Origin of the sequence: Zobellia laminariae (genome assembly GCF_030553095.1) — a bacterium.
Lineage (GTDB): Bacteria > Bacteroidota > Bacteroidia > Flavobacteriales > Flavobacteriaceae > Zobellia > Zobellia laminariae.
In genome coordinates this window covers 4079992-4101001 of record NZ_CP130738.1, presented here as the reverse complement: position 1 = coordinate 4101001, position 21010 = coordinate 4079992, and the positions used below count along the sequence as shown (strand labels likewise).

16 protein-coding genes and 4 pseudogenes are annotated in these 21010 nt (G+C 36.8%); 9 read left to right on the top strand and 11 right to left on the bottom strand.

Annotated elements, in window-relative coordinates; all coding sequences use genetic code 11:
- Positions 1-101 precede the first annotated feature (101 nt).
- Positions 102-965: a UDP-2,3-diacylglucosamine diphosphatase gene (locus tag Q5W13_RS19670; RefSeq protein WP_304444169.1), complete on the top strand. Its 864-nt coding sequence runs from the start codon at positions 102-104 to the stop codon at positions 963-965.
- A 9-nt stretch (positions 966-974) separates the two neighbouring features.
- On the opposite strand, the pseudogene Q5W13_RS19665 reads toward Q5W13_RS19670, so the two are convergent.
- A pseudogene (locus Q5W13_RS19665) lies at positions 975-3892 on the bottom strand (FAD-binding and (Fe-S)-binding domain-containing protein).
- Between the two features lie 87 nt (positions 3893-3979).
- Here Q5W13_RS19665 and Q5W13_RS19660 point away from each other — a divergent pair.
- Positions 3980-4498 (top strand): hypothetical protein, encoded by a 519-nt coding sequence (locus Q5W13_RS19660; RefSeq protein WP_304444168.1) that lies wholly within the window; start codon positions 3980-3982, stop codon positions 4496-4498.
- Positions 4499-4601: 103 nt separating this feature from the next.
- The gene (locus Q5W13_RS19655; RefSeq protein WP_304444167.1) at positions 4602-5720 is read left to right on the top strand and encodes a TlpA disulfide reductase family protein; all 1119 of its coding nucleotides are present in this window, start codon (positions 4602-4604) and stop codon (positions 5718-5720) included.
- A gap of 88 nt (positions 5721-5808) precedes the next feature.
- Here the strand turns inward: Q5W13_RS19655 and Q5W13_RS19650 are convergent, their stop codons facing one another.
- Both Q5W13_RS19650 and Q5W13_RS19645 read right to left on the bottom strand, forming a co-directional pair.
- A complete protein-coding gene (locus Q5W13_RS19650; RefSeq protein WP_304444166.1) occupies positions 5809-7434 on the bottom strand; it encodes an LVIVD repeat-containing protein in 1626 nt (541 codons plus the stop codon).
- A gap of 180 nt (positions 7435-7614) precedes the next feature.
- Positions 7615-8265 (bottom strand): rhomboid family intramembrane serine protease, encoded by a 651-nt coding sequence (locus Q5W13_RS19645; RefSeq protein ID WP_214610818.1) that lies wholly within the window; start codon positions 8263-8265, stop codon positions 7615-7617.
- A gap of 57 nt (positions 8266-8322) precedes the next feature.
- Here Q5W13_RS19645 and Q5W13_RS19640 point away from each other — a divergent pair, with 57 nt between their 5' ends.
- A complete protein-coding gene (locus tag Q5W13_RS19640; protein ID WP_304444165.1) occupies positions 8323-9210 on the top strand; it encodes a lysophospholipid acyltransferase family protein in 888 nt (295 codons plus the stop codon).
- A 278-nt stretch (positions 9211-9488) separates the two neighbouring features.
- Here the strand turns inward: Q5W13_RS19640 and glmM are convergent.
- A pseudogene (gene glmM, locus Q5W13_RS19635) lies at positions 9489-10878 on the bottom strand (phosphoglucosamine mutase).
- Positions 10879-10959: 81 nt separating this feature from the next.
- Between glmM and Q5W13_RS19630 the strand changes: the two are divergent.
- The 5 genes and pseudogenes from Q5W13_RS19630 to Q5W13_RS19610 all read left to right on the top strand — a co-directional run bounded on the left by Q5W13_RS19630 (position 10960) and on the right by Q5W13_RS19610 (position 15227).
- Positions 10960-11544, top strand: a complete 585-nt coding sequence (locus tag Q5W13_RS19630; protein WP_304444164.1) for an acyl carrier protein phosphodiesterase — start codon at positions 10960-10962, stop codon at positions 11542-11544.
- 47 nt (positions 11545-11591) lie between these two features.
- A pseudogene (ggt, locus tag Q5W13_RS19625) lies at positions 11592-13295 on the top strand (gamma-glutamyltransferase).
- Between the two features lie 20 nt (positions 13296-13315).
- A complete protein-coding gene (locus Q5W13_RS19620; RefSeq protein WP_304444163.1) occupies positions 13316-14032 on the top strand; it encodes a hypothetical protein in 717 nt (238 codons plus the stop codon).
- A gap of 125 nt (positions 14033-14157) precedes the next feature.
- Positions 14158-14424, top strand: a complete 267-nt coding sequence (locus Q5W13_RS19615) for a transposase (RefSeq protein ID WP_304443425.1) — start codon at positions 14158-14160, stop codon at positions 14422-14424.
- The gene (locus tag Q5W13_RS19610; RefSeq protein ID WP_368662577.1) at positions 14409-15227 is read left to right on the top strand and encodes an IS3 family transposase; all 819 of its coding nucleotides are present in this window, start codon (positions 14409-14411) and stop codon (positions 15225-15227) included. The genes Q5W13_RS19615 and Q5W13_RS19610 overlap by 16 nt, the downstream gene beginning before the upstream one ends.
- Positions 15228-15330: 103 nt before the next feature.
- On the opposite strand, the gene Q5W13_RS19605 is transcribed toward Q5W13_RS19610, so the two are convergent.
- From Q5W13_RS19605 to Q5W13_RS19580, 7 genes and pseudogenes are all read right to left on the bottom strand, one after another.
- On the bottom strand, positions 15331-15660 hold the full coding sequence (locus Q5W13_RS19605; RefSeq protein WP_304444162.1) for a hypothetical protein: 330 nt from the start codon (positions 15658-15660) through the stop codon (positions 15331-15333).
- Between the two features lie 161 nt (positions 15661-15821).
- Positions 15822-16824, bottom strand: a pseudogene (locus Q5W13_RS19600) (alpha/beta fold hydrolase).
- Between the two features lie 315 nt (positions 16825-17139).
- Positions 17140-17595 (bottom strand): hypothetical protein, encoded by a 456-nt coding sequence (locus tag Q5W13_RS19595; protein WP_304444161.1) that lies wholly within the window; start codon positions 17593-17595, stop codon positions 17140-17142.
- Positions 17596-18106: 511 nt separating this feature from the next.
- Entirely contained in the window at positions 18107-19249 is a 1143-nt protein-coding gene (locus Q5W13_RS19590; RefSeq protein WP_304444160.1) for an NHL repeat-containing protein, read from the bottom strand.
- Positions 19250-19534: 285 nt separating this feature from the next.
- Entirely contained in the window at positions 19535-19711 is a 177-nt protein-coding gene (locus Q5W13_RS25370) for an SIP domain-containing protein (RefSeq protein ID WP_497582337.1), read from the bottom strand.
- Between the two features lie 56 nt (positions 19712-19767).
- Positions 19768-20262 carry an FAD-binding oxidoreductase gene (locus tag Q5W13_RS19585; protein ID WP_304444159.1) on the bottom strand — a complete coding sequence of 165 codons (495 nt, stop codon included), beginning with the start codon at positions 20260-20262 and terminating at the stop codon, positions 19768-19770.
- Positions 20263-20273: 11 nt separating this feature from the next.
- Complete coding sequence (locus Q5W13_RS19580) at positions 20274-20999, bottom strand: NAD(P)H-binding protein (RefSeq protein ID WP_304446553.1); 726 nt, start codon at positions 20997-20999, stop codon at positions 20274-20276.
- Between the last annotated feature and the right edge of the window lie 11 nt (positions 21000-21010).

The following is a 21010-nucleotide window of genomic DNA, read 5'->3' as shown; positions in this document are numbered from 1 at the left end:
TATCCCCAGAGTTAGCAAGAATAGCGGTAAATCTAACCGTTATTCTATTCGTTTTTGAGAGAGCCAGAATACCATTTATAAATTGAACATACTTGTCGATTATGAAAAAACGAAAACTAGACATTGCTGTAATTTCAGATGTTCATTTGGGTAGTTACGAATGCCATGCAGACGAATTGTTGACCTATTTAAGTAGCATTCAACCTAAGACCCTTATTTTAAATGGGGATATTCTTGATATCAGACGATTTAATAAAAGTTATTTTCCGCCAGAGCATACAAAAGTGCTTCGTAAAATTATTACGCTATCCATGAAAGGCGCAGAAGTGTATTACATTACTGGAAATCATGATGATATGATGCGCAGGTTTGCAGGTGTATCCTTGGGCAACTTACATATTGTAGACAAGCTTACATTAGAACTTAACGGTAAAAAGGCTTGGTTTTTTCATGGTGACATTTTTGATCTTTCTATGCGCAATGCCAAATGGCTAACAAAATTGGGGAGTTATGGCTACGCCCTACTGTTCGTTGCTAACCGAGCTATAAATTGGTCATTAAAGAAAAGAGGAAAAGACAAATACTCTCTTTCTAAAAAGATAAAAAAGAACAGCACCAGAAGTTTGGACTACATTGCTAGATTTGAAAAATCTGCAGTAGATATCGCCATAGAGAACGATTACGACTATGTGGTTTGTGGTCATATCCATCAACCAAAGAAGAGTAGACATGATACAGATAATGGCTCTTGCACCTATCTAAATTCTGGAGATTGGGTCGAAAACCTAACCGCCTTGGAATATTCTCTAAAACGATGGAAAGTTTATCGTTACAATCATGATAAACTTTCCCCATTTTATATGGATGAAGAATTGAAGAATATGAACATGCAAGACCTCATTAATTCTATAGCCGTGGCAAAATCAAAACCGGAAAAAGAAGGAGAAACCCCTCTTGAAGGCTGATTCTAGCTATTAAGCCAATAGTGCATTCTTTAAAATAGTTACCGGATGCAGGGCTTTTCGTTTTGTACCATCATAAATTTGATGTCTACAACTCGTTCCATTGGCCGAAATAATGGTGTCCTCCGGCGATTTCCTAACTGATGGAAAAAGTTTTAGCTCACCAACCTTCATACTAACCTCATAGTGTTCTTTTTCATATCCAAAAGAACCGGCCATACCACAACAACCGGAGCTAATGATAGAAACCTTATAATTTTCAGGTAGATTAAGAACATCAAAAGTCACCTTTTGGTTACTCAATGACTTTTGGTGACAGTGTGCATGAATTTTTACAGTTTTAGCTTCTTTGGTAAACAAATCTGCTGTAATTTCTTTTTTCTCTATTTCTGAAGCTAGAAATTCTTCCAATAGAAAAGTGTTTACCGCAATAGCATTTGTCGTTTCCGAATCCTGCGAAAAGCGTTTATACTCATCTCTAAAAGTCAAAACTGCGGACGGCTCCAAACCAATAACCGGAAGTCCGTTTGCCGCAAACTCTTTAAGTTTAGGAATATTCGCTAAAGCCAATTTCTTAGCCTGTTTCAAAAAGCCTTTTGACAAATAGGTTCTACCACTTTCAGCATAAAAAAGCTGCACATCATAACCTAACTTGGTAAGCACTTCAATAGCATCCTTCCCTAATTCGATATCTAGATACTGACTAAATTCATCTATATACAAAACTACTTTTTGTCTTGTTATAGTTTGCTCATTTTTAAATGATTGCAAGTAATCATCAAAATTAAAACTATAAACTTTGGGCAAAGTCCTTTCTGGCGCTACACCTGCAGATTTCTTTAATAAACCTCCAAGGAATTTTGAATCATACACGGCATTGGTCAATCCTGGATTTTACTGCCCAACTTGTTCAATGTAGTATTGTAAGCAAATAATTTACCGCGTAATGGGTAACCGTTTGCTTCTTGATATTGATATAAAAACTCCGCTTTCAGCGTTGCTACGTCAACATTACTAGGGCATTCTGTTGCGCAAGCTTTACAACTCAAACAAAGGTCAAAAACCTCTTTAAGCTCTTTTTGGTCAAAGTTATTTTTCTTTTCTCCTGTTGTTAAATATTCACGAAGTGCATTTGCTCTTCCTCTTGTGGTATGTTTTTCATCTCGGGTAGCATGAAAACTAGGGCACATAGCTCCAACCGCATGTTCCGTTTTTCGGCAATCACCGCCACCATTGCATTTCTCTGTAGCTTTTAATATGCCTTCACTATCCGAGAAATCTAATAGAGTTTTTATTTCTGGCTCTTTTCGGTCTACTTCATAACGAAGTGACTCATCCATTGGATAAGCATCCACGATTTTACTGTAGGGTTAAAAATACCTTCAGGATCAAAATAGGATTTTATCCGTCTTAATAACTGATAGTTCTCCTCGCCTATCATCAAAGGGATAAACTCAGCACGAACAATACCATCACCATGTTCACCACTAAATGAACCTTTATATTTTTTAGTCAGTTTAGCTACATCTGTAGTGATGTCTCTAAACATAACTACATCATCGCCCTTTTTTAAGTTTAATATAGGACGAAGGTGCAATTCTCCCGCTCCTGCATGGGCGTAATAAACAGCGGACTGTTTATAGCCATCCATAATTTGGGTAAACTCACCTATAAAATCTTTTAAATCGGCCACGGCAACTGCTGTATCTTCAATACAGGCAACTGCTTTGCGGTCACCAACCATATTTCCTAATAAGCCCAGACCAGCCTTACGAAGCGCTACCGCTTTATTTACATCAGCGCCTCTCAATATGGCTTCTGAGTAACTAAGCCCTGAAGCTTTTGCTGTAATTAATAATGCATCAATTTGTTTCTGAAGGTCTTCCTCCGTATGCGCTTTGACCTCTAGCATTAAAAGAGCCGCAGGATCCCCATCAACAAAAAACCGATTCTTTAATTGCTCACGGTTATTCTTTGTACAGTCAAGAATTACCCTATCCATCATCTCACAAAGATGTAAATCGTGCTCCATTACGGGAGCCACGTCAGACAGGCAATCTTCTAAAGTCTTATAATGTGTGACCACCATGGCAGAAAACTTAGGCGGTATTTCATCTAATCTAAATGTTATCTCCGTAGTGAAAGCTAAAGTACCTTCGCTTCCACTTAATAATTTACAGACATTTATTTTATCCTCTGTATCACCAAATACATTTGTATTCAGTAATTCATCTACGGCATAACCCGTATTTCTTCTATGGATTTCAGGTTTTGGAAACTCCTCAAAAATGCGCTCTTGCACTTCTTTAGGCGATAATTCTTTATAAATTTTCTCTATATATAGTTCCCTCTAAAGTATTTAAACTCTTTTTTTCTTCAAACTCAGAAATGGTAAGCGCCTTAAATTCTACTTCATTACCATCGGATAATATAGTTTTTAGCGAAACAATTTTTTCGCGGGTAATACCATATTTAATAGATGTTGTTCCCGAAGAGTTATTACCTACCATACCACCAACCATACAACGGTTAGCAGTAGAAGTATTTGGTCCAAAAAACAAACCATAAGGCTCAAGGTACTGGTTCAATTCATCACGAATTACACCTACTGGCTGTACGGTTACTTGCCTGTTTTTCTCATCTACGCTAACTATCTTTGTAAAGTGCTTTGATGTATCTACTACTATACCTTCGCCAACAACCTGTCCTGCTAAAGAAGTACCTGCAGTACGAGGAATAAGACCAATCTTGTGCTTGTTTGCGAAATGGACTAAAGTTTTAAGGTCTTGGATTGTTTCAGGGAAAGTAACGGCCGTAGGAATTTTTCTATATACAGAAGCATCCGTGGCGTATAGGGTTTTTGTTAAACTATCCGATAAAACGCGACCTTGCAGTGAACTTGCTAGTTCTTGAAGTAAATTTTTATTCAACGGTAAACAATTTAGATTGCTAAATTAAGTTTTTAAGGTTGAAAGGCGAATGTAAAACGTCTTTTTAGAACCAAAAATCACAAGAATATGAAAAAATGGAAATTTTTATTTTTTATTTGCTTTTGCTTTACAGCGCTTTATCTTCAAGCCCAAGAAATAGCAGACAATGCATTGGGTTTACGACTTGGTGATAGTGATGGTTTCGGTGCTGAGATTTCTTACCAAAGGTCTATTGGTCGTTATACACGTGCAGAATTTGACCTAGGTTACCGAGATAGTCGTGAGTTTGATGCGGTTAAACTAACTGGAATTTACCAATGGGTTTATGAGATTGATAAAGGATTCAACTGGTTTTATGGTGGTGGAGCAGGTTTTGGAAGTGTAGACTTTTCCCCAATTCCTAATAAAAATAACCCAACCATAGCTGAAGACCCAGATGGTGGGCTTTTTGTTTTTGTTGCCGGTGATGTAGGAATAGAATACAATCCTGATCTACCTATAGTAGTGTCATTGGATTTTAGACCGGAACTAGGACTTATAGGTTTTAAAAATTTTGATAACAAGTTGAATTTTGACATTGCCTTGGGTATTCGCTATCAGTTTTAAATAAATTAAGTAAAAACATACTCCTAAGCTCTTGACACATAATGTTAAGGGCTTTTTTTTGTACCGATATATACCTACATTTGCCACATCTTAAATAAAAAGAATGAAAAAAGTAGTATTATCAATCTGTATTTTAATAGGTCTAGTAGCCTGTAATCAAAAGCCTGAGGGCTACAATTTTAAAGGAAATATCACTGGTGAAGTAGAAAACGGAACTAAAGTATTCCTAAAGGTCATGGGCGAAAACGGACAGCCTGTAGATATTGATACTACCACAATAGAAAACGGAACGTTTGCTTTTACCGGTAAAGCCGATATGCCAGAAATGCATTACGTTTTTGTAGACAAGCTAATGGGCTATATCGCTGTTATCTTAGAAAATGGCGATATTAATCTTAAAGCTCAAAAAGACAGTTTGGGTTTTGCTACTGTAAAAGGTTCTATGCAAAACGAAGTGTTCATGGATTATATGGACAAGTCTAAAAAAATAACTGCACAAGCACAATCTATTCAAGAAGATATGCAAAAGGCTGACCAAGCTACTGCTAATTCTCTTCGTGATGAAATGATGGAGCTTCAAGAAGAATACAAAAACTTTGAACTTGACTATATTAAAGAACATCCGGATGCTCTTATTTCTGTTCTTTTGATAGACAGAGCCATTGGCGCTCGTGCTGTAACTTCTGAAGAGGCACAAACTATGTTTGATGGACTTTCTCCTGAAATCAAGAAAACTAAGGCTGCTGTTTCTATTACTGAGAAACTAGAAGCACAGAAGAAGGTTGAAGAAAGCCAAAAAGGTACGGCTGTAGGTGCTAAAGCTCCTGCTTTTAGCGCTCCTACTCCAGATGGAAAAGAATTGGCGCTTGCTGATGCTTTGGGTAAAGTTACTTTAATTGACTTTTGGGCCGCATGGTGTAAGCCTTGTCGTGCTGAGAATCCTAATGTAGTTAATGTTTACAAAAAGTACCATGATAAAGGTTTGAATATCATTGGTGTTTCTTTGGACAAAACAGGAGATGCTTGGAAAAAAGCGATTGCTGATGATGGATTAACTTGGAACCAAGTTTCTAACCTTGCATACTTTAACGATCCTATTGCTAAGCTTTATAATGTAGATGCTATACCAGCAGCTTTCTTATTAGATGAGAACGGTGTAATTATAGCCAAGAATCTTAGAGGGCCGGCTTTGGAACAAAAAATTGCTGAACTACTTAACTAGTTTAGAAAACATAACATACAAAAAGCCCCGAACGGAAATCCGTTCGGGGCTTTTTTATACTTTAAATCGTTGTCTTAGAACTTATTTCTCACATCTCTAAACTCGCCAATAACCTATGGGCTGTTCCTAATTTCTTTACACTTCCAAAGACATTTGCTACAGAAGCATCTCCTATAAACTCTAGTGTAGCACCATCGTTAAGGATGATATCTCCATAAACAGTCAGGCTGCCTTCAATTTTAAGGGTAGCGTCTTTATTAACTGTAATATTTTTTCGTTTGTTATTTCTTCCTATAGACAATGAACCGTTCATTTCAAATAAACCATCGCTATTAATATAGCTACTATTATTTACAGACCATGTTCCACATAGTAACAATGCACCATTTACATTGATTGAATTGAAATATTTAGAACCTTTAAATCCTTTGGTTTCTCCTTGATTAACTGATAAATTAGAGCTTCCAGAATAAGCTAACAAATCTTCACAACGTGTTTCTAAACTTTGGTCCGGTCTGTTTAATTTAACAATCTGAAGTCCTGCTTTACCTGAAGCCGCAAAAATGTAATCTCCTTTAGAGGCTACAAAGTTGATTGAGCCATCAAGGTCAACAACCCCTACAATATTGGTCTGTCCATCTTTTTCTTCGGTCAGACATAAACCAGCGCCACCGTTGGCCATTAGTAAAATGTCTTCGTTAATTGCTACGGCATTAGTAACAATATCTTGACTATCCGTACCCTCTGGGTTTAAAAGAATAGGAATATATTCTACTAAGTCACCACTAGTCATATTATAAACACCGGCACCCTTAGAACCTTCTGAAACGTATATTTTTTCAGTAGAAAAATCAATTGTTCTTTTGCTGGCATCACCAAAATCTGAACTGATGTTAATTTCTTTACTTACTGCAAAGTTTTTATCCATAATGCTAACACCTTGGCTTGCATCTAGTACCGCAATAGTTCCATTATTATAAGCTACAGAACGTAAATCGGAAAAAGAGACATCATTTTGAATAGAAAGGTCTGTACTCTTATAAGACGTTAACAAACCGTCTTTACCACTAGTTACAAGAATTCCACTTTCAGTTACTTTTACATCGTTGGCGGTAAAACCTTCTTGGAAACCATAAACTAACTCTCCACTTACATCTAATCTACCGTTTGAAGCTGGTATCTTAACTACAAAAGAATTTGCTGTGGCCCTAACAGAAGTTTCGGCATCTACACCACCAACAGCATATACATATCCATTATCATAGGCAATGGAGTTGATATCCGCATTAGAATAGTATAATCTAGAGGTTACTTGAGGATTATTGGGATCACTAACATTTATAATATCTACACCACCTGCATAACCATCTTCAACCGTGTTGTAAGATACATAAGCGTAGTCTCCATCTACATCTACATGAGATGCGGTAAGGTTTTCGCCTCCACTAAAAGATGGTGGATCCACACGGGCTATTAACGTCAATGGATAATCACCGGCCATCTCCTCACCAGTTTTTGAAGTTTTACCGGAAGTTCCGTCAGTTAGGTTAATTGATAACACACCTGCATCATCAAAAAGAATACTATTATCTAAAACAGATTCTTGGGCCTCAATTGAAATATTATCTTCGGTATCACTGAAAACAGTAGTCTCGTCACTACATGATGTTGCAAATGCAACGGCCACTAGTGCGGCAAGGGAAAGTCTTTTCATTATAAGTAGATTTATTCAATATTAGATTTGGGCTCTAACAGAACGTAAAACTACTCTCAACGGTATGCGAGGTGTATTTTTTTTCGACGAAATACACACATTGGCAACTTTTTTTGCTTTTTAATAGATTTTGGAGGTGTTAACTAGGCGATTTATTAAGGATTACCGATGAACGGTAACCTAAATTTTTCCCATTTTTGCCATTATCAAGAGAATAATAATAGGCAAGGCCAATAATCCTACCATTAGCGGTTCATTTACCAAAAGTTGTGGCATAAACAGGAGTGTACTTACATAACCACCAATAGCACCACCAAAATGGGCGGTGTGACCAATATTTCCTAGTCGGCTTTTCATTCCGTAAATCGAGTATAACAAATACCCTATACCAAAAACATATGCTGGAATTGGTAGTGGTATGAACATAATGCCCAACTGCATATTAGGTTGCAGAAGAATTGCAGCGTAAAGCACACCAGTTACGGCACCACTTGCCCCTACTGCACTGTAATTAGGTTCATTCTTATGAAAAAATATGGCCAAAAGGCTACCTGCTAGCAAACTAATAAAATAGATAGCAATAAACTTCCCTGAGCTAAACCAATTTACAACCACCGGCGCAAAAAAGTAAAGCGTGAACATATTAAAGAAAAGATGCGAAATATCTACATGTAAAAAACCAGAAGTAAGCATACGGTCTTTCTGTCCTGCTAGAATCTGACCAATGCCAAATTTGTAGCGCTCAAAGAAAGCGGTATCATTAAATCCTTTTAGAGAGACCAATACATTGGCAGCGATTACCACGATGGTGGCAATATCTAGGTTGTTCATACGTAGCAGTTAATTTCGGTTCAAATATAGTTATATTTGCCTACTTAAAAGGTTTTCATGCAGTTGCTTGTTTTTATTTTGGTGTATCCGTTGTTGTGGTTAATTTCCATACTTCCCTATAGGCTTTTTTACGGATTTTCTGATTTTGTTTTCTTTTGGGTCTATCGCGTTGTGGGATACCGAAAAGATGTGGTACAACAGAATCTAGAATTGGTGTTTCCTGAGAAAACGGAAGCTGAAATAAAAGACATCCAAGAGAAATTTTACCACCACATGTGCGATATATTCTTAGAAATGGTAAAAACTATGCACCTTTCTAAAGAAGAGGTAAAAAAACGCTACTCCGTTAAGAACATAGAGGTGATACAGGAAATTGAAAAGGAAAAAACAATTCTTGTAGTTTGTTCCCACTATGCCAATTGGGAGTGGAACGTTAGCATGAATAATTATATTAGTTCTAAGGGCTATGCGGTTTACCAGAAGATAAGCAATACCTATTTTGACCGTTGGATAAAAAATGTCCGTGCACGTTGGAATACCACTCTTATTACAAAGGAGGAGACCGCCAAAACTGTTTTAGTAAATTACAAGAATAATGTAACTGGAATTTTTGGTATGGTAAGTGACCAGTCTCCGCAATGGCACCGCGCTCATTATTGGGCCGAATTTATGGGGGTGAAAGTTCCTGTTATTAATGGGGCTGAAAGCTTAGCAAGAAAAATGGACCTTGCGGTAGTTTTCCTGAAAGTATCAAAAGTAAAGCGTGGCTATTATAATGCCGAATTTATTCCGATTACAACTGCTGGTTCTTCTACAGAAAAGAACGAAATAACAGATGAGTTTCTTCGTCTTGCCGAACAGCAGATTCGTGAGCAGCCAGAATATTACCTATGGACGCATAGACGTTGGAAACATAGGGATAAGGTTCCTGTGGAGTTTCAGTAACCCTCTCCCTTCGACTGCGCTCAGGAAGTTGTTACATGATCTTCCAAATAACCTCATAACATTGATTGCGCTCAGGAAGTCGCAACTTCAATTACTTGAATCTTCAAAAAATCTGACTGTGCTCAGGAAGGCATTACTTAAATCTGATAAGATTTAAGAGAAAGTATTTCTCTATTACACATAAAAACGCTCGGAATGAAAATGAGAAGAATCTCAATCATTCCGAGCGTTTTGTTATCAAGCACCTCCCTGAGCACAGTCGAAGGGCGGTACTTATTTTATAAACCAGCTACTGCTTTAATCTCTCCAATAATACGATCGGCAAGTTCATCTGCTTGTGACTGACTTTTTGCTTCGGTATAAATACGGATGATTGGTTCTGTATTTGATTTTCTCAGGTGTACCCAATTTTCAGCGAAGTCTATTTTTACTCCATCAATAGTGGTTATTTCCTCGTCTTTATATTTTTCGGCCATAGCAGTAAGAATTCCATCTACATCAAGACCTTATGGTCAATTGTATTTTCTTTTTGCTCATGAAATACGAAGGATAGCTAGCGCGAAGATCTGCAACAGTTCCTCCGTTTTCGGCCATCAACATTAAGAATAAAGCTGTTCCTACAAGAGAATCACGTCCGTAATGACTTTCAGGATAGATGATACCACCATTTCCTTCACCACCAATAATTGCTTTGTTAGCCTTCATTTTAGTAACTACGTTCACTTCGCCTACAGCAGAAGCTTCATACGTACCACCATGCTTTTGAGTAATGTCTCTTAATGCCCGTGAAGAAGATAAGTTAGAAACTGTATTCCCTTTAGTTTTACCCAAAACATAATCTGCACAGGCAACCAAAGTATACTCCTCTCCAAACATCTCACCGGTATTGTCAATAAATGCCAAGCGGTCTACATCTGGATCAACAACAATTCCAAAATCTGCTTTTTCTTCTAGTACTAAAGCGCAAATATCTCCCAAGTGCTCTTTTAAAGGCTCTGGGTTATGTGGAAAATGACCTGTTGGGTCACAGTATAATTTTACAACTTCAACACCAAGCTCTTCCAATAGTTTTGGAATGGCAATACCTCCGGTGGAGTTTACACCATCAACCACAACTTTGAATTTCGCTTTGCGAATAGTATCGGCATCTACTAAGGGAAGGTCCAATACTTCGTCAATATGAATATCTATATAAGCATCGTTTCTAGTAATACTTCCTAAATCATCAACATCACAGAAATCAAAATCTTCTTTTTCCGCTATATCAAGAATTTTAGCACCTTGGGCTGCATCTAAAAACTCTCCTTTTTCATTCAGAAGTTTTAAGGCGTTCCATTGTTTTGGATTGTGGCTAGCAGTCAAAATAATACCACCATCCGCTTTCTCCATAGGTACGGCAATTTCTACCGTAGGTGTGGTAGACAAATCTAAATCTACGATATCAATTCCTAAACCTACCAAAGTAGAAACTACAAGGTTCTGAATCATTTCACCAGAAAGACGGGCATCACGACCAACAACTACTCTTAATTTTTCCTTTTTTGAATACTCTTTAAGCCATATTCCGTACGCTGCTGCAAATTTCACAGCATCTATAGGGGTAAGGTTATCACCAGAACGGCCGCCAATTGTGCCACGAATTCCTGAAATCGATTTTATTAAAGTCATATTTTTCTAAATTCTTAATAGTTTATGCAAATATACGGGTCTAGACCAAATACTATGTTTTCAATTTGTAAATTCGGACTTATGAATTTTCTCGCACATATTTACCTCTCGTTTGATGACCCAGAAATTACTTTGGGAAACTTTATTGCAGACAGTATTAGAGCTAATAAATACACGCATTTACCGGAACGGGTTCAACAAGGAATTATGTTGCACCGCGAAATTGATACGTTTACGGATACCCATGATATTCCTAAGATTAGTAGCAAGCGCTTACATAAGAACTATAGCCACTACAGCCGTGTAATCGTAGATATTTTTTACGACCACTACCTTACCAAAAACTGGAGTACTTATAGTGATACGCCTTTGGATATCTATGTGGAGAATTTTTATGACCTGCTAGAAGATAATTATACCATTCTACCTGTGGGTGTGCAAAGGATGATGCCCTATATGATATCCGATAACTGGATTTATAACTATTCTAAAATGGAAGGTATAGGAAAGGTTCTAAATGGCATGAACCGAAGAACAAATAACAAATCTAAAATGAATTTTGCCATTTTAGATCTTGAAGAACACTATGACAAATTTGAAGATGAGTTTACAGCTTTCTTTGAAGAGCTTATGGTGTTTTCAAAGCAAAAATTTATATCACTTTAATATCAAGGCACATAAGAACCTATTTTAAAACTTTAAACCGACTGTGTATGAAAACAACACGTTTAATTCTCCTTAAGTCCCTAGTACTTCTCCTTTTTGTTAATTGTAAAACCTTACCTGCCGAACCTGCAAAAGCCACTGGCGTGGTTGCCGAAAAGGCAATGGTCGTTTCTGCACGCGAAGAAGCTTCTGCTATTGGAGCTGCTATTTTAAAACAAGGCGGTAATGCTTTTGATGCCATGGTAGCCACAGAGATGGCCTTGGTTGTTGCCTACCCTTTTGCCGGTAATGTTGGCGGAGGCGGATTTATGGTCTATCGTAAAGCAGATGGGTCTATTGGTGCATTGGATTATCGCGAAAAAGCGCCTTTATCCGCTACAAAAGATATGTATTTGGATTCTCTAGGTAATGTTATTCCAGATATGAGTACTAAAGGTGCTACTGCAGTGGGTGTACCGGGTACCGTTGCGGGAATCATTGAAGTACATAAAAAGTTTGGGTCGCTACCTTTAAAAGATATTCTTGCGCCAGTTATTGCTTTGGCAGAGAATGGTGTTATAGTTACAGAAAAACAAGCTGCTCGTTTTGAAAAAGTCCGTGAGGTTATTTTAGAAGTGAACGATAGTGTTACTACTTTCCCTGTGGACAGTAAAGCGGGTGATTTAGTAAAATACCCTGCTTTGGCTACTACGTTACGCCGTATTGCCGAGCAAGGTCGTGATGGGTTTTACAAAGGTGAAACGGCAAAAGTATTGGCAGCTTTCATTCAAGAAAACGGAGGGTTTGTTACCGAAGAAGATTTGGAGCAGTACCAAGCCCAATGGAGAGAACCTGTTGTTTTTGATTACAAAGACCTTCATATTATCTCTATGAGTCCGCCTAGCAGCGGTGGTATGACCATCAATCAGATTTTAAAAATGATGGAGCCATATGACATTGCAAAATTTGGTCACAATTCAGAAAAGACTGTCCAATTATTTGTTGAAGCTGCGCGCCGTGCATATGCAGACCGTAACTATTGGTTGGGTGATCCAGATTTTGTAGATATTCCCATGAAAGAACTTTTGAGCGATGTTTATATAAAGGAACGTATGGCTAATTTTTCTTTTGATAAAGCCACCAAATCAGAAGATATTCATGAAGGAAGCATACAAATGTCCGAAAGTATGGAAACCACCCACTACTCTATTGTAGATGCAGAAGGCAATGCCATTTCTGTTACAACTACCTTAAACGGAGCGTACGGTTCTAAACTGTACTGTGATGAATTGGGCTTTTTCTTAAATAATGAAATGGATGATTTTAGTTCAAAAGCTGGTGTTCCCAATATGTTTGGCCTTGTTGGTGCTGAAGCTAATAGTATTGCTCCATAAAAACGGATGCTAAGTAGCATGACGCCTACTATTGTAGAAAAAGATGGCAAACTTTGGATGGTTGTTGGTACCCCTGGAGGGTCTACCATTATTACCGCTGTGGCACAAACCATTTTAAACGGATATGAGTTTAATATGAGTATGCAAGAGGCTGTAGACGCACCACGTTTTCACCACCAGTGGTTACCAGATGTTGTTATTTTTGAGGAAAACGGATTTTCTAAAGAACATAAGGACAACCTAAAAGCTAAAGGATATAACATAAATGAAGACCGCACGCCTATTATTGGTAAAGTAGATGCCATTCGTGTATTACCTGACGGAACTTTAGAAGGTGGAGCCGATCACCGTGGTGATGATACTGCGGTAGGATTTTAATATATAAGATTGTTCGTTAGATGGTAAAGAAGATATTGAGAATTGTTGGTAAAAGTGTTTTAATCCTTGCCGCCATACTTCTAATTGGTTTTGGAATCCTTTATATGCTCTATGATGAGCCTTTGCCAACTGGGACTCCTGGTGCCGAAGCAGATGCTCTTGCAGAAAAAATGCTTGAAGCCATCAATAATAAGGCGTATACGGAAACTCACTATTTGGAATGGAGTTTTGCCAATGGCGCACATTCTTATAAATGGGATAGGGAAAATGGCGAGGTTGATGTGGAATGGGATGCCTACCGTATACTTCTCAACTTAAAGAATACTTCTAAAAGTAAGGTGTTTAAAAATGAAGCTGAAGTGATAGGCGATAACCGAAAAGAGCTCATTGCAAAGGCAGAAGGTTTTTTTAATAATGACTCTTTTTGGCTAGTTGCTCCTTTTAAGGTTTTTGATAGCGGAACGCAGCGCAGTTTGGTAACGTTAGAAGACGGTTCTAGTGCTTTAATGATTACGTATTCTTCTGGCGGTAGTACGCCCGGAGATTCGTACCTATGGCATTTAGGACCTAACGGATTACCCGAAAGTTACCAGATGTGGGTTAGCATCATTCCCTTAGGCGGTCTCAAAGCGACATGGGATAATTGGAAGATTATGGAAAGTGGTGCTTTCTTACCAACCTCCCACAAACTAGGCCCCATGACTTTGGATATGGGTGAGGTTAAAGGGTATAATTAAATAATAGAAGGAAGATAATTGGCACCAATTCGTTTGTTTTTCGAGCTTTGGTCAGAATGTAGGCTTCCCTAAAAATAGGACAGTTCATAATTCGAATTTACTAACTTTAAATTCAAACTGTCACGATGAAAAACAGCAAGTTTAGCGAGAGTCAGATTATCAAGGCTCTAAAGGAGAATCAACAAGGAAGATCCGTTGGCGATGTTTCAAGAGAACTGGGAATAGATAAAAGCACATTTTACTACTGGCGCAAGAAGTACGGTGGTATGGAGCAACAGCAACTTAAACGGCTTAAGGAACTGGAAGATGAGAACAACAAGTTAAAACAGATGTACGCTGATGTTAGTTTGGATAATAAGATGCTGAAGGACGTACTATCAAAAAAGTTCTAAGGCCTTCCGACAAGAGAGTTCGTGCAAAGTATCTCATCGAACAATATGTAATTCCCATCGTGCGTGCCTGTAGTGTGGTAGGCTTAAGCAGGTCAATGTGGTATTACCAGAGTAAAAGAGACGATAGCGAGGTTATCGATAAACTGACCGAGCTGGCAGAAGCCTATCCTACCAGAGGTTTTGACGAGTATTACTACAAGATCCGTCGTGAAGGTCTAAAATGGAACAGAAAGCGTGTATTGCGAGTATATCGTGATATGAAGCTCAGCCTTAGGCGTAAACATAAGAAGCGTTTGATAAAACGCATAAAGCAACCTTTGGAAACTCCGTCGACCCTTAATGAATGTTGGAGTATGGATTTTATGAGCGATGCCCTTATAGATGGAAGAAAACTGCGTGTGCTCAACGTCATAGATGATTGCAACCGTGAAGCTATAGCGATCGATGCAGGACTCTCATACCCAGCTAGAGCGGTGGTGGAAACATTGGAAAACCTCAAAGAAGAAATAGGGACACCTCAATATGTTCGGTGCGATAACGGACCTGAATTCATATCTAGGACCTTCATGAACTGGTGCACGAAAAACCATATAGAAATTAAATATACACAACCCGGAAAACCAATGCAGAATGGTTACATAGAACGTTTCAATCGCTTCTTCAGGGAAGACATACTGGATGCCTATTATTTTAATGATATCCATCAACTTCAAAGGATAAGCGACAACTGGAGAGAGGACTATAATTTTAATCATCCACATAAATCCTGGGCAACAAATCACCTAAAGAATACATGCCCATAGGTTTGATGAAGAATTTAAATTCTTCATCAAACCTGACCTAAATAATAATTATTTATCGAATTTAGAGGTGTCCTAATAAGGGGAAGTCTACATTATGTCTGATTTATTGGATATTATTAGAACTTTCGTCATCTCTTTCTTGTTTTACGAGAGTTTTTGTTTGTAGTTCTAAAAGAGAATGTGTGTCATCATCTCTTTCTTGATTAACTTCTGTTTTCGTTTTTAATTCTAAAAGAGTAAATTCATCATCATCACTCTCACTTCTAACTTTTGTTTTAGTTAATAGAGAAATGTCCTCTCGATTGGAATCAATAAAAGGTTTCTTTTTACCATTGATTTCAATCACGTTTAAAGATTTTTGGAAATCATAATCATAAACTGTTTCTATATCACCTTTCCTTTTTTCTGCGTAATCTAGTATTAATGGTTTCATAATTATAATTTTTTAAGTTTGTTTACGTATGGTTATATGCGATATATAGCCTAGTTCATCACCAATTTACACTCCTAATCAAAAAAAACCTTACAGAAATCTGTAAGGTTTTCAACAAAACTCTCAACAATACTATGTTATACAAAAAGTAGTAACTCTAATTATTCTTTTAAGTACGACACCAGTGCATCTATAAAAATATCAAATTTTTCTATATGTGGTAGGTGGCCTACATTTTCTATCTCAACCAGTTTTGAGTTTGGTATCGTTTTTTTAGTTTGTTTTCCTAACTCACTATATAATCCCATAGTTTTTCTAACCTCTTCTGAAACCAATGGTTTCCCTAAAGCGGTTCGGTCTCTAGTCCCTATTATTAATAGTGTTGGAGCGGTTATGTTTTTAAATTCATACACCACAGGTTGGGTGAAAATCATGTCATATGTTAATGCAGCATTCCATAGCTATGGTTTTGTACTCAGAATTTAATGTCCAACCGGCCAATAAATTTACCCATTGGTCGTATTGCGGTTTCCATTGATTGTCATAATAATTAACGAGCTGATATTTCTTAATTCCTTCGTAGCTCTTTTTAAGTTCATTGGCGTACCACCACTCTACTGGTTTGTAGGGAACTTTTAATTTCCAATCTTCTAAACCAATAGGGTTTTCTAAAATCAGTTTTTCTGTAGTTTCCGGGTACATTAAGGCAAAACGTGTGGCTAGCATACCACCCATAGAATGTCCTAAAACGGCAGTTTTATTAATATTTAGCTTGTCTAGCAGCGCCTTTGTGTTTTGGGCCAGTTGCTGAAAGGTGTAATGAAAATGGTCTGGCTTGGAAGATTTCCCAAAGCCAATTTGGTCCGGAACAATAACACGGAAGCCTTCTTTGGCTAAAGCTTCTATAGTGGTTTGCCAATAGGCGCCATTAAAGTTTTTTCCGTGTAACAAAACAATGTTTTTGCCATTGTAATTGTCTGGAGTAACATCCATATAGGACATTTGTAAATCTTGCTCTTGAATGTTTAATTCTAAAGTTTCAACCGAATATGGATATTCATAATTTGATAATTCAATATCTAACCATTGTAAATTATCATCTTGTGCGATACTAAATTGTGTGGAGAGGATTACTATAAGTAAAGTGAATAGATTCTTTTTCATTTTGTAAATTCTAATAGGGAATACTTCTTGTTTTACTACTGTTTTTATGTTCTGAATATTAAGCAAAAAACCGAAATGGAGATACGAGTCCGCACTTAATTTCACAGCAAATTTAAGGCTGTATTAAACATTCGAATAACAGAAAGTTTTAAGGTTTTCATAAAAGATTCTATGTGCAATTTTTAGTACTGAGTAAACATATTTACAAGTATTCTGGCTACCCTCCTATCACAATAAAAAACCCATCAATCAACAATATGAATTGACAGATGGGTTTCACTTTATACTAAATTCCCTTTCGGAATAAAACGGAATTTAATTCAGCTTTTTATATATCTCAATATTTTGAAAAATAGTATCGTTGCGCTCATAAGTATTTACCTGCTTATAAGTATTATTACTGCGTTCTATGGGAATTACATACGTATTTACATCACTCTGCATAGATTTAGACATTGAAGTTAGGGTTTCTGTAATGGTATCATTTTTAAAAGTGTAGGTACCATAGCCATGCCATTCAGAAGCATCCTCAGCTGGGTCCGTATTCCAGATGACATGTCCGTCTAAATAGATTTTATGTTGCACTTTACTGGTGTCAACACTTAGCGTATCTCCGTTTCCTAGGTTATAGAAATGGCTTAATTCCCAGACCCCATCTATGGCGCTTGAATTACTCCCTTTTTCTAGATTGCTGGTTGCATTACAAGAAATGCAAATGCCTATTAGGACAAATGTGCTGGCTAAAATGATGCTCTTTAATTTAGTTCTCATATTCATTTTTTTAATTATAAATCACTTAATCTTTCGTCCCATTTTGAAACCGCAAAAAGTTAGAAAAACGAGTAGTACCATTTGTATATAGAAGAGAACACTAGTTAGCGTTCCTATAAAATCATTCATTGCATGCGCTCCTTGATCAAGCGAACCTCCATTAGAGAGTTTTGCTAACAAGGTTAATATGTTTGTTATTTTACCAAAGGCAAGTATGAGTACAATACTAGTTACGATTAAAATTTGATTAGCCCGAACATTATTAAACTTTTCCATAATTGCTCTAAAAAGGTATACTGAAAAAAAAACGAGTATTATCAGTAGAAGAATTATGGGCCACTTTGGAGTTACATAATAGGTGTCATAAATATTAATAGAAAAATTTGAACTAGGTTCAATCTCGTCCAGACCAAACAACAAAAGACACAACAGAAATGACAACCCGGTTGAGGCAATTAAATACAAAGTATCTTTTCTATTCATAGATTTGTAAGTATTATTACTAAAATAATTACTTAATAATTGCTGCTGCGCCACCAGCACTAAAAGCTTGTGTGGTTTCAATATATGTGCCTTTTCCTGTTTTAGGGTCAATGATTATAAATTCTCCATTTGTGGTAAGCCCGATAAGCTGATTTCTAAAAAAAGCCAAGCCCCAAACTTCTTTAAATCCGGTTTCACCAATAAACTCTGTCACTCCTGTAGTTGGGTTTATGGTAACAAGTTGGTCTGTTGAAGAACCTGGAACAACTAACGTGCCATATAGAAAAGACTTGCTCCCATCAAAGACTAAATCACCAGATGACATTGCACCTAAACTAAAAGAATCAATTACGGTGACTTTAGCAGTAAGAGGATCAATAGTTATAAATTCACCACCTCGTGTAGCTCCATAAAGTGTGGTGTCACTCCCCTCCAGTGCATTAACATTAGGAATATCAACTTTGCCTACTAAGGTTCCTTCACCCGTATTTAAATCGATAGTTATTAAATCTGAATAAGCTGAAATACCGTAAAGGACATTATCAAAAAAAGCAATATCAGTCAATTTGTAACCTGTTGAACCTATATTGATGACTTCAGCTGTGTCAAAATTTAATGTAGATAATTTAGAATTATACGAATAATCAGCAAAATGAATAAGTCGTTTTTCTGCATCCTCCTCGTTAATTATAGTGTTAACCTGAGTTACAGTAGAGATGGATTGGTTCTTGTCCTTTACACTGATATTTGAATTAAAACTATCCTCATTAATTGAAGATGGAATTTCAATAGTTATACTAACGGATTCAGTTTCTGCACCCGCAAGTCCATTATTATTGATAAACGTGTAATATTCAGAAGCACCTTCAATCGTAAAATAAATTTCTTCAATATTTGAATCTACTTCAAACACTAAATTAATACGTTCTTGAGATAACCTTGTCGTTTGGATTTTGTCAGGATAACTTATAATTGACGGAAAATCATTTTGGTTTGAATTTGGGATATTTCCTGTGGTCAAAACTCCTATTTCATTGTTTACCAAAATATTTAAAGCCTTAAGAATTTCGTCTGGTCTAGAAGTTTCAATAAAAGGAGTTTCATCATCAGTACAAGCAGTTGTAAGGATTGATGAAATAGCGATGATTGATAGATAAATAACGCGTTTCATTTTACTATTTCTTTTCTGTGTTCAATTAATCTTTAAAAGTTTCCTAAAAGCAATTTGAGTACTAATTGTGTCTCAGTATTTTAGACAGACAATGTACATACTTTAACAAAATATATCTGACAATTATTTGTAAGTTTTTTAAAAAACTTTTTAACATTAAAATTTTAGGGAAAATATTGAAGTATGAACGGGAAACTCTGTTATTCACTAAAAACAAAAAAGCGGCAAAAGCTTGACGCTCTTGCCGCATAGGGTACTACCTAAATCTATAGGTTTAATTGAAATTTATTCCAATCCCTTTTTATCTGGGTTCCAAAAAGGTTTTGTTTTAATCTGCTTAGTTGGCCACTGCAATTCTTTTCTAAAAAATTGGTTTAAAGAAACACATAGCCTACTATCGCCAGCAATATAGACCATCTTCTTACCTTTTAGTTCAGGAACTATTTTCTTTAGTTTAGCAATGATTTCAGTGCTTGGGTTTTGAGGAAACTCAATAAAGTCAAAAGGAATGCTTCCGTCTATATCTGGAAATAATTCGCTTTTTTGTTCGCTGTAATTACACTGGCTACTTGCTTGTTTTCTCCAATGTTTCGGTTTATCATATACAAATGAGAAAGTGCAGAAAGGTCGCCTATAATAATGTAACTGTCCGCAGAATCATTTGCTAGAAAATTGCCTTTCTTCCATTTAAAATAAACCTGGTCACCTACTTGGCATTCCTTTGCCCATTGGGAGCCCATACCGTTACTATGTGTAGCGATTGCTAAATCTAGAAAACCTTCTTTGCTGTTAATATCCCACACGCTATAACTTCTGATTTTATCCTTTAAGGATACCTCTTCGTTACCAATGCCAATAGCCATTCGCAAGAAAGAACCTGGCAAAAAATTAGCATTGCGAATACTCTCGCTTTGCAACCGGATTTTAAAAACGGACTGAGAAAGGGTTACCTTTTCTGTAATTACAGCCTCATTTAAGACTACCTTTTTTAAGATGTTTTCTATAATACTCACTACTGCTATGCTTAATTTTGTGGATGGTTCTGATGGTAATTTTTTATAATCTCTAAGGTAGATTTATGAGGTCTTCCGGCTACTTTTTCAAAATCTGAAGGTACAACGTTAGCACCGTTTCTGATGCCTTCATAAATACCGGCAATAACCGTTCCCATAAATTCACCCAACGCTTCTTGACGTTCTTTTTTATACTCCTCAACAGAAACCGATGTATATTTTAAGTCCGTCTTATAAACTTCATTAATATATTCTGCCAGTTGCGTTTGTGTAATAGCTTCTCCCAATAGATTGTAGGTATTATCACTAAGGCTATCATTATAAAGCAATTGCGCATAGGCAAAGCCAAGCTCTTCTCTACTGGTGTACCCACATTTACCATCTGCAGCACAATTTCTAATTTCGCCTTCTTTTACATAGGTATCTATATACTCTAAATCTGGCTCAATATAAATTCCATTTCTACCATTAATCCAGTGTATGCCGGAATTGCGCACATCTTCTTCTGTTTGGCGATTACTGTTTACTACAGGGCTAAAAGCCGTACCCGTTTCACTACCAATAATACTTGTGTAGACTATCTTTTGAACGCCGTTTTGTTTAGCGGCTTCAATGACATTTCTATGTTGTTCAATTCTCTTTTGAGGCTCGTCCATTCCTGAGACAAGCAATACTTTATCTACTCCTTTTAGGGCGCTATTAAAATCTTCACGATTGTTATAATCGCCTTTTCTGATTTCTACGCCTA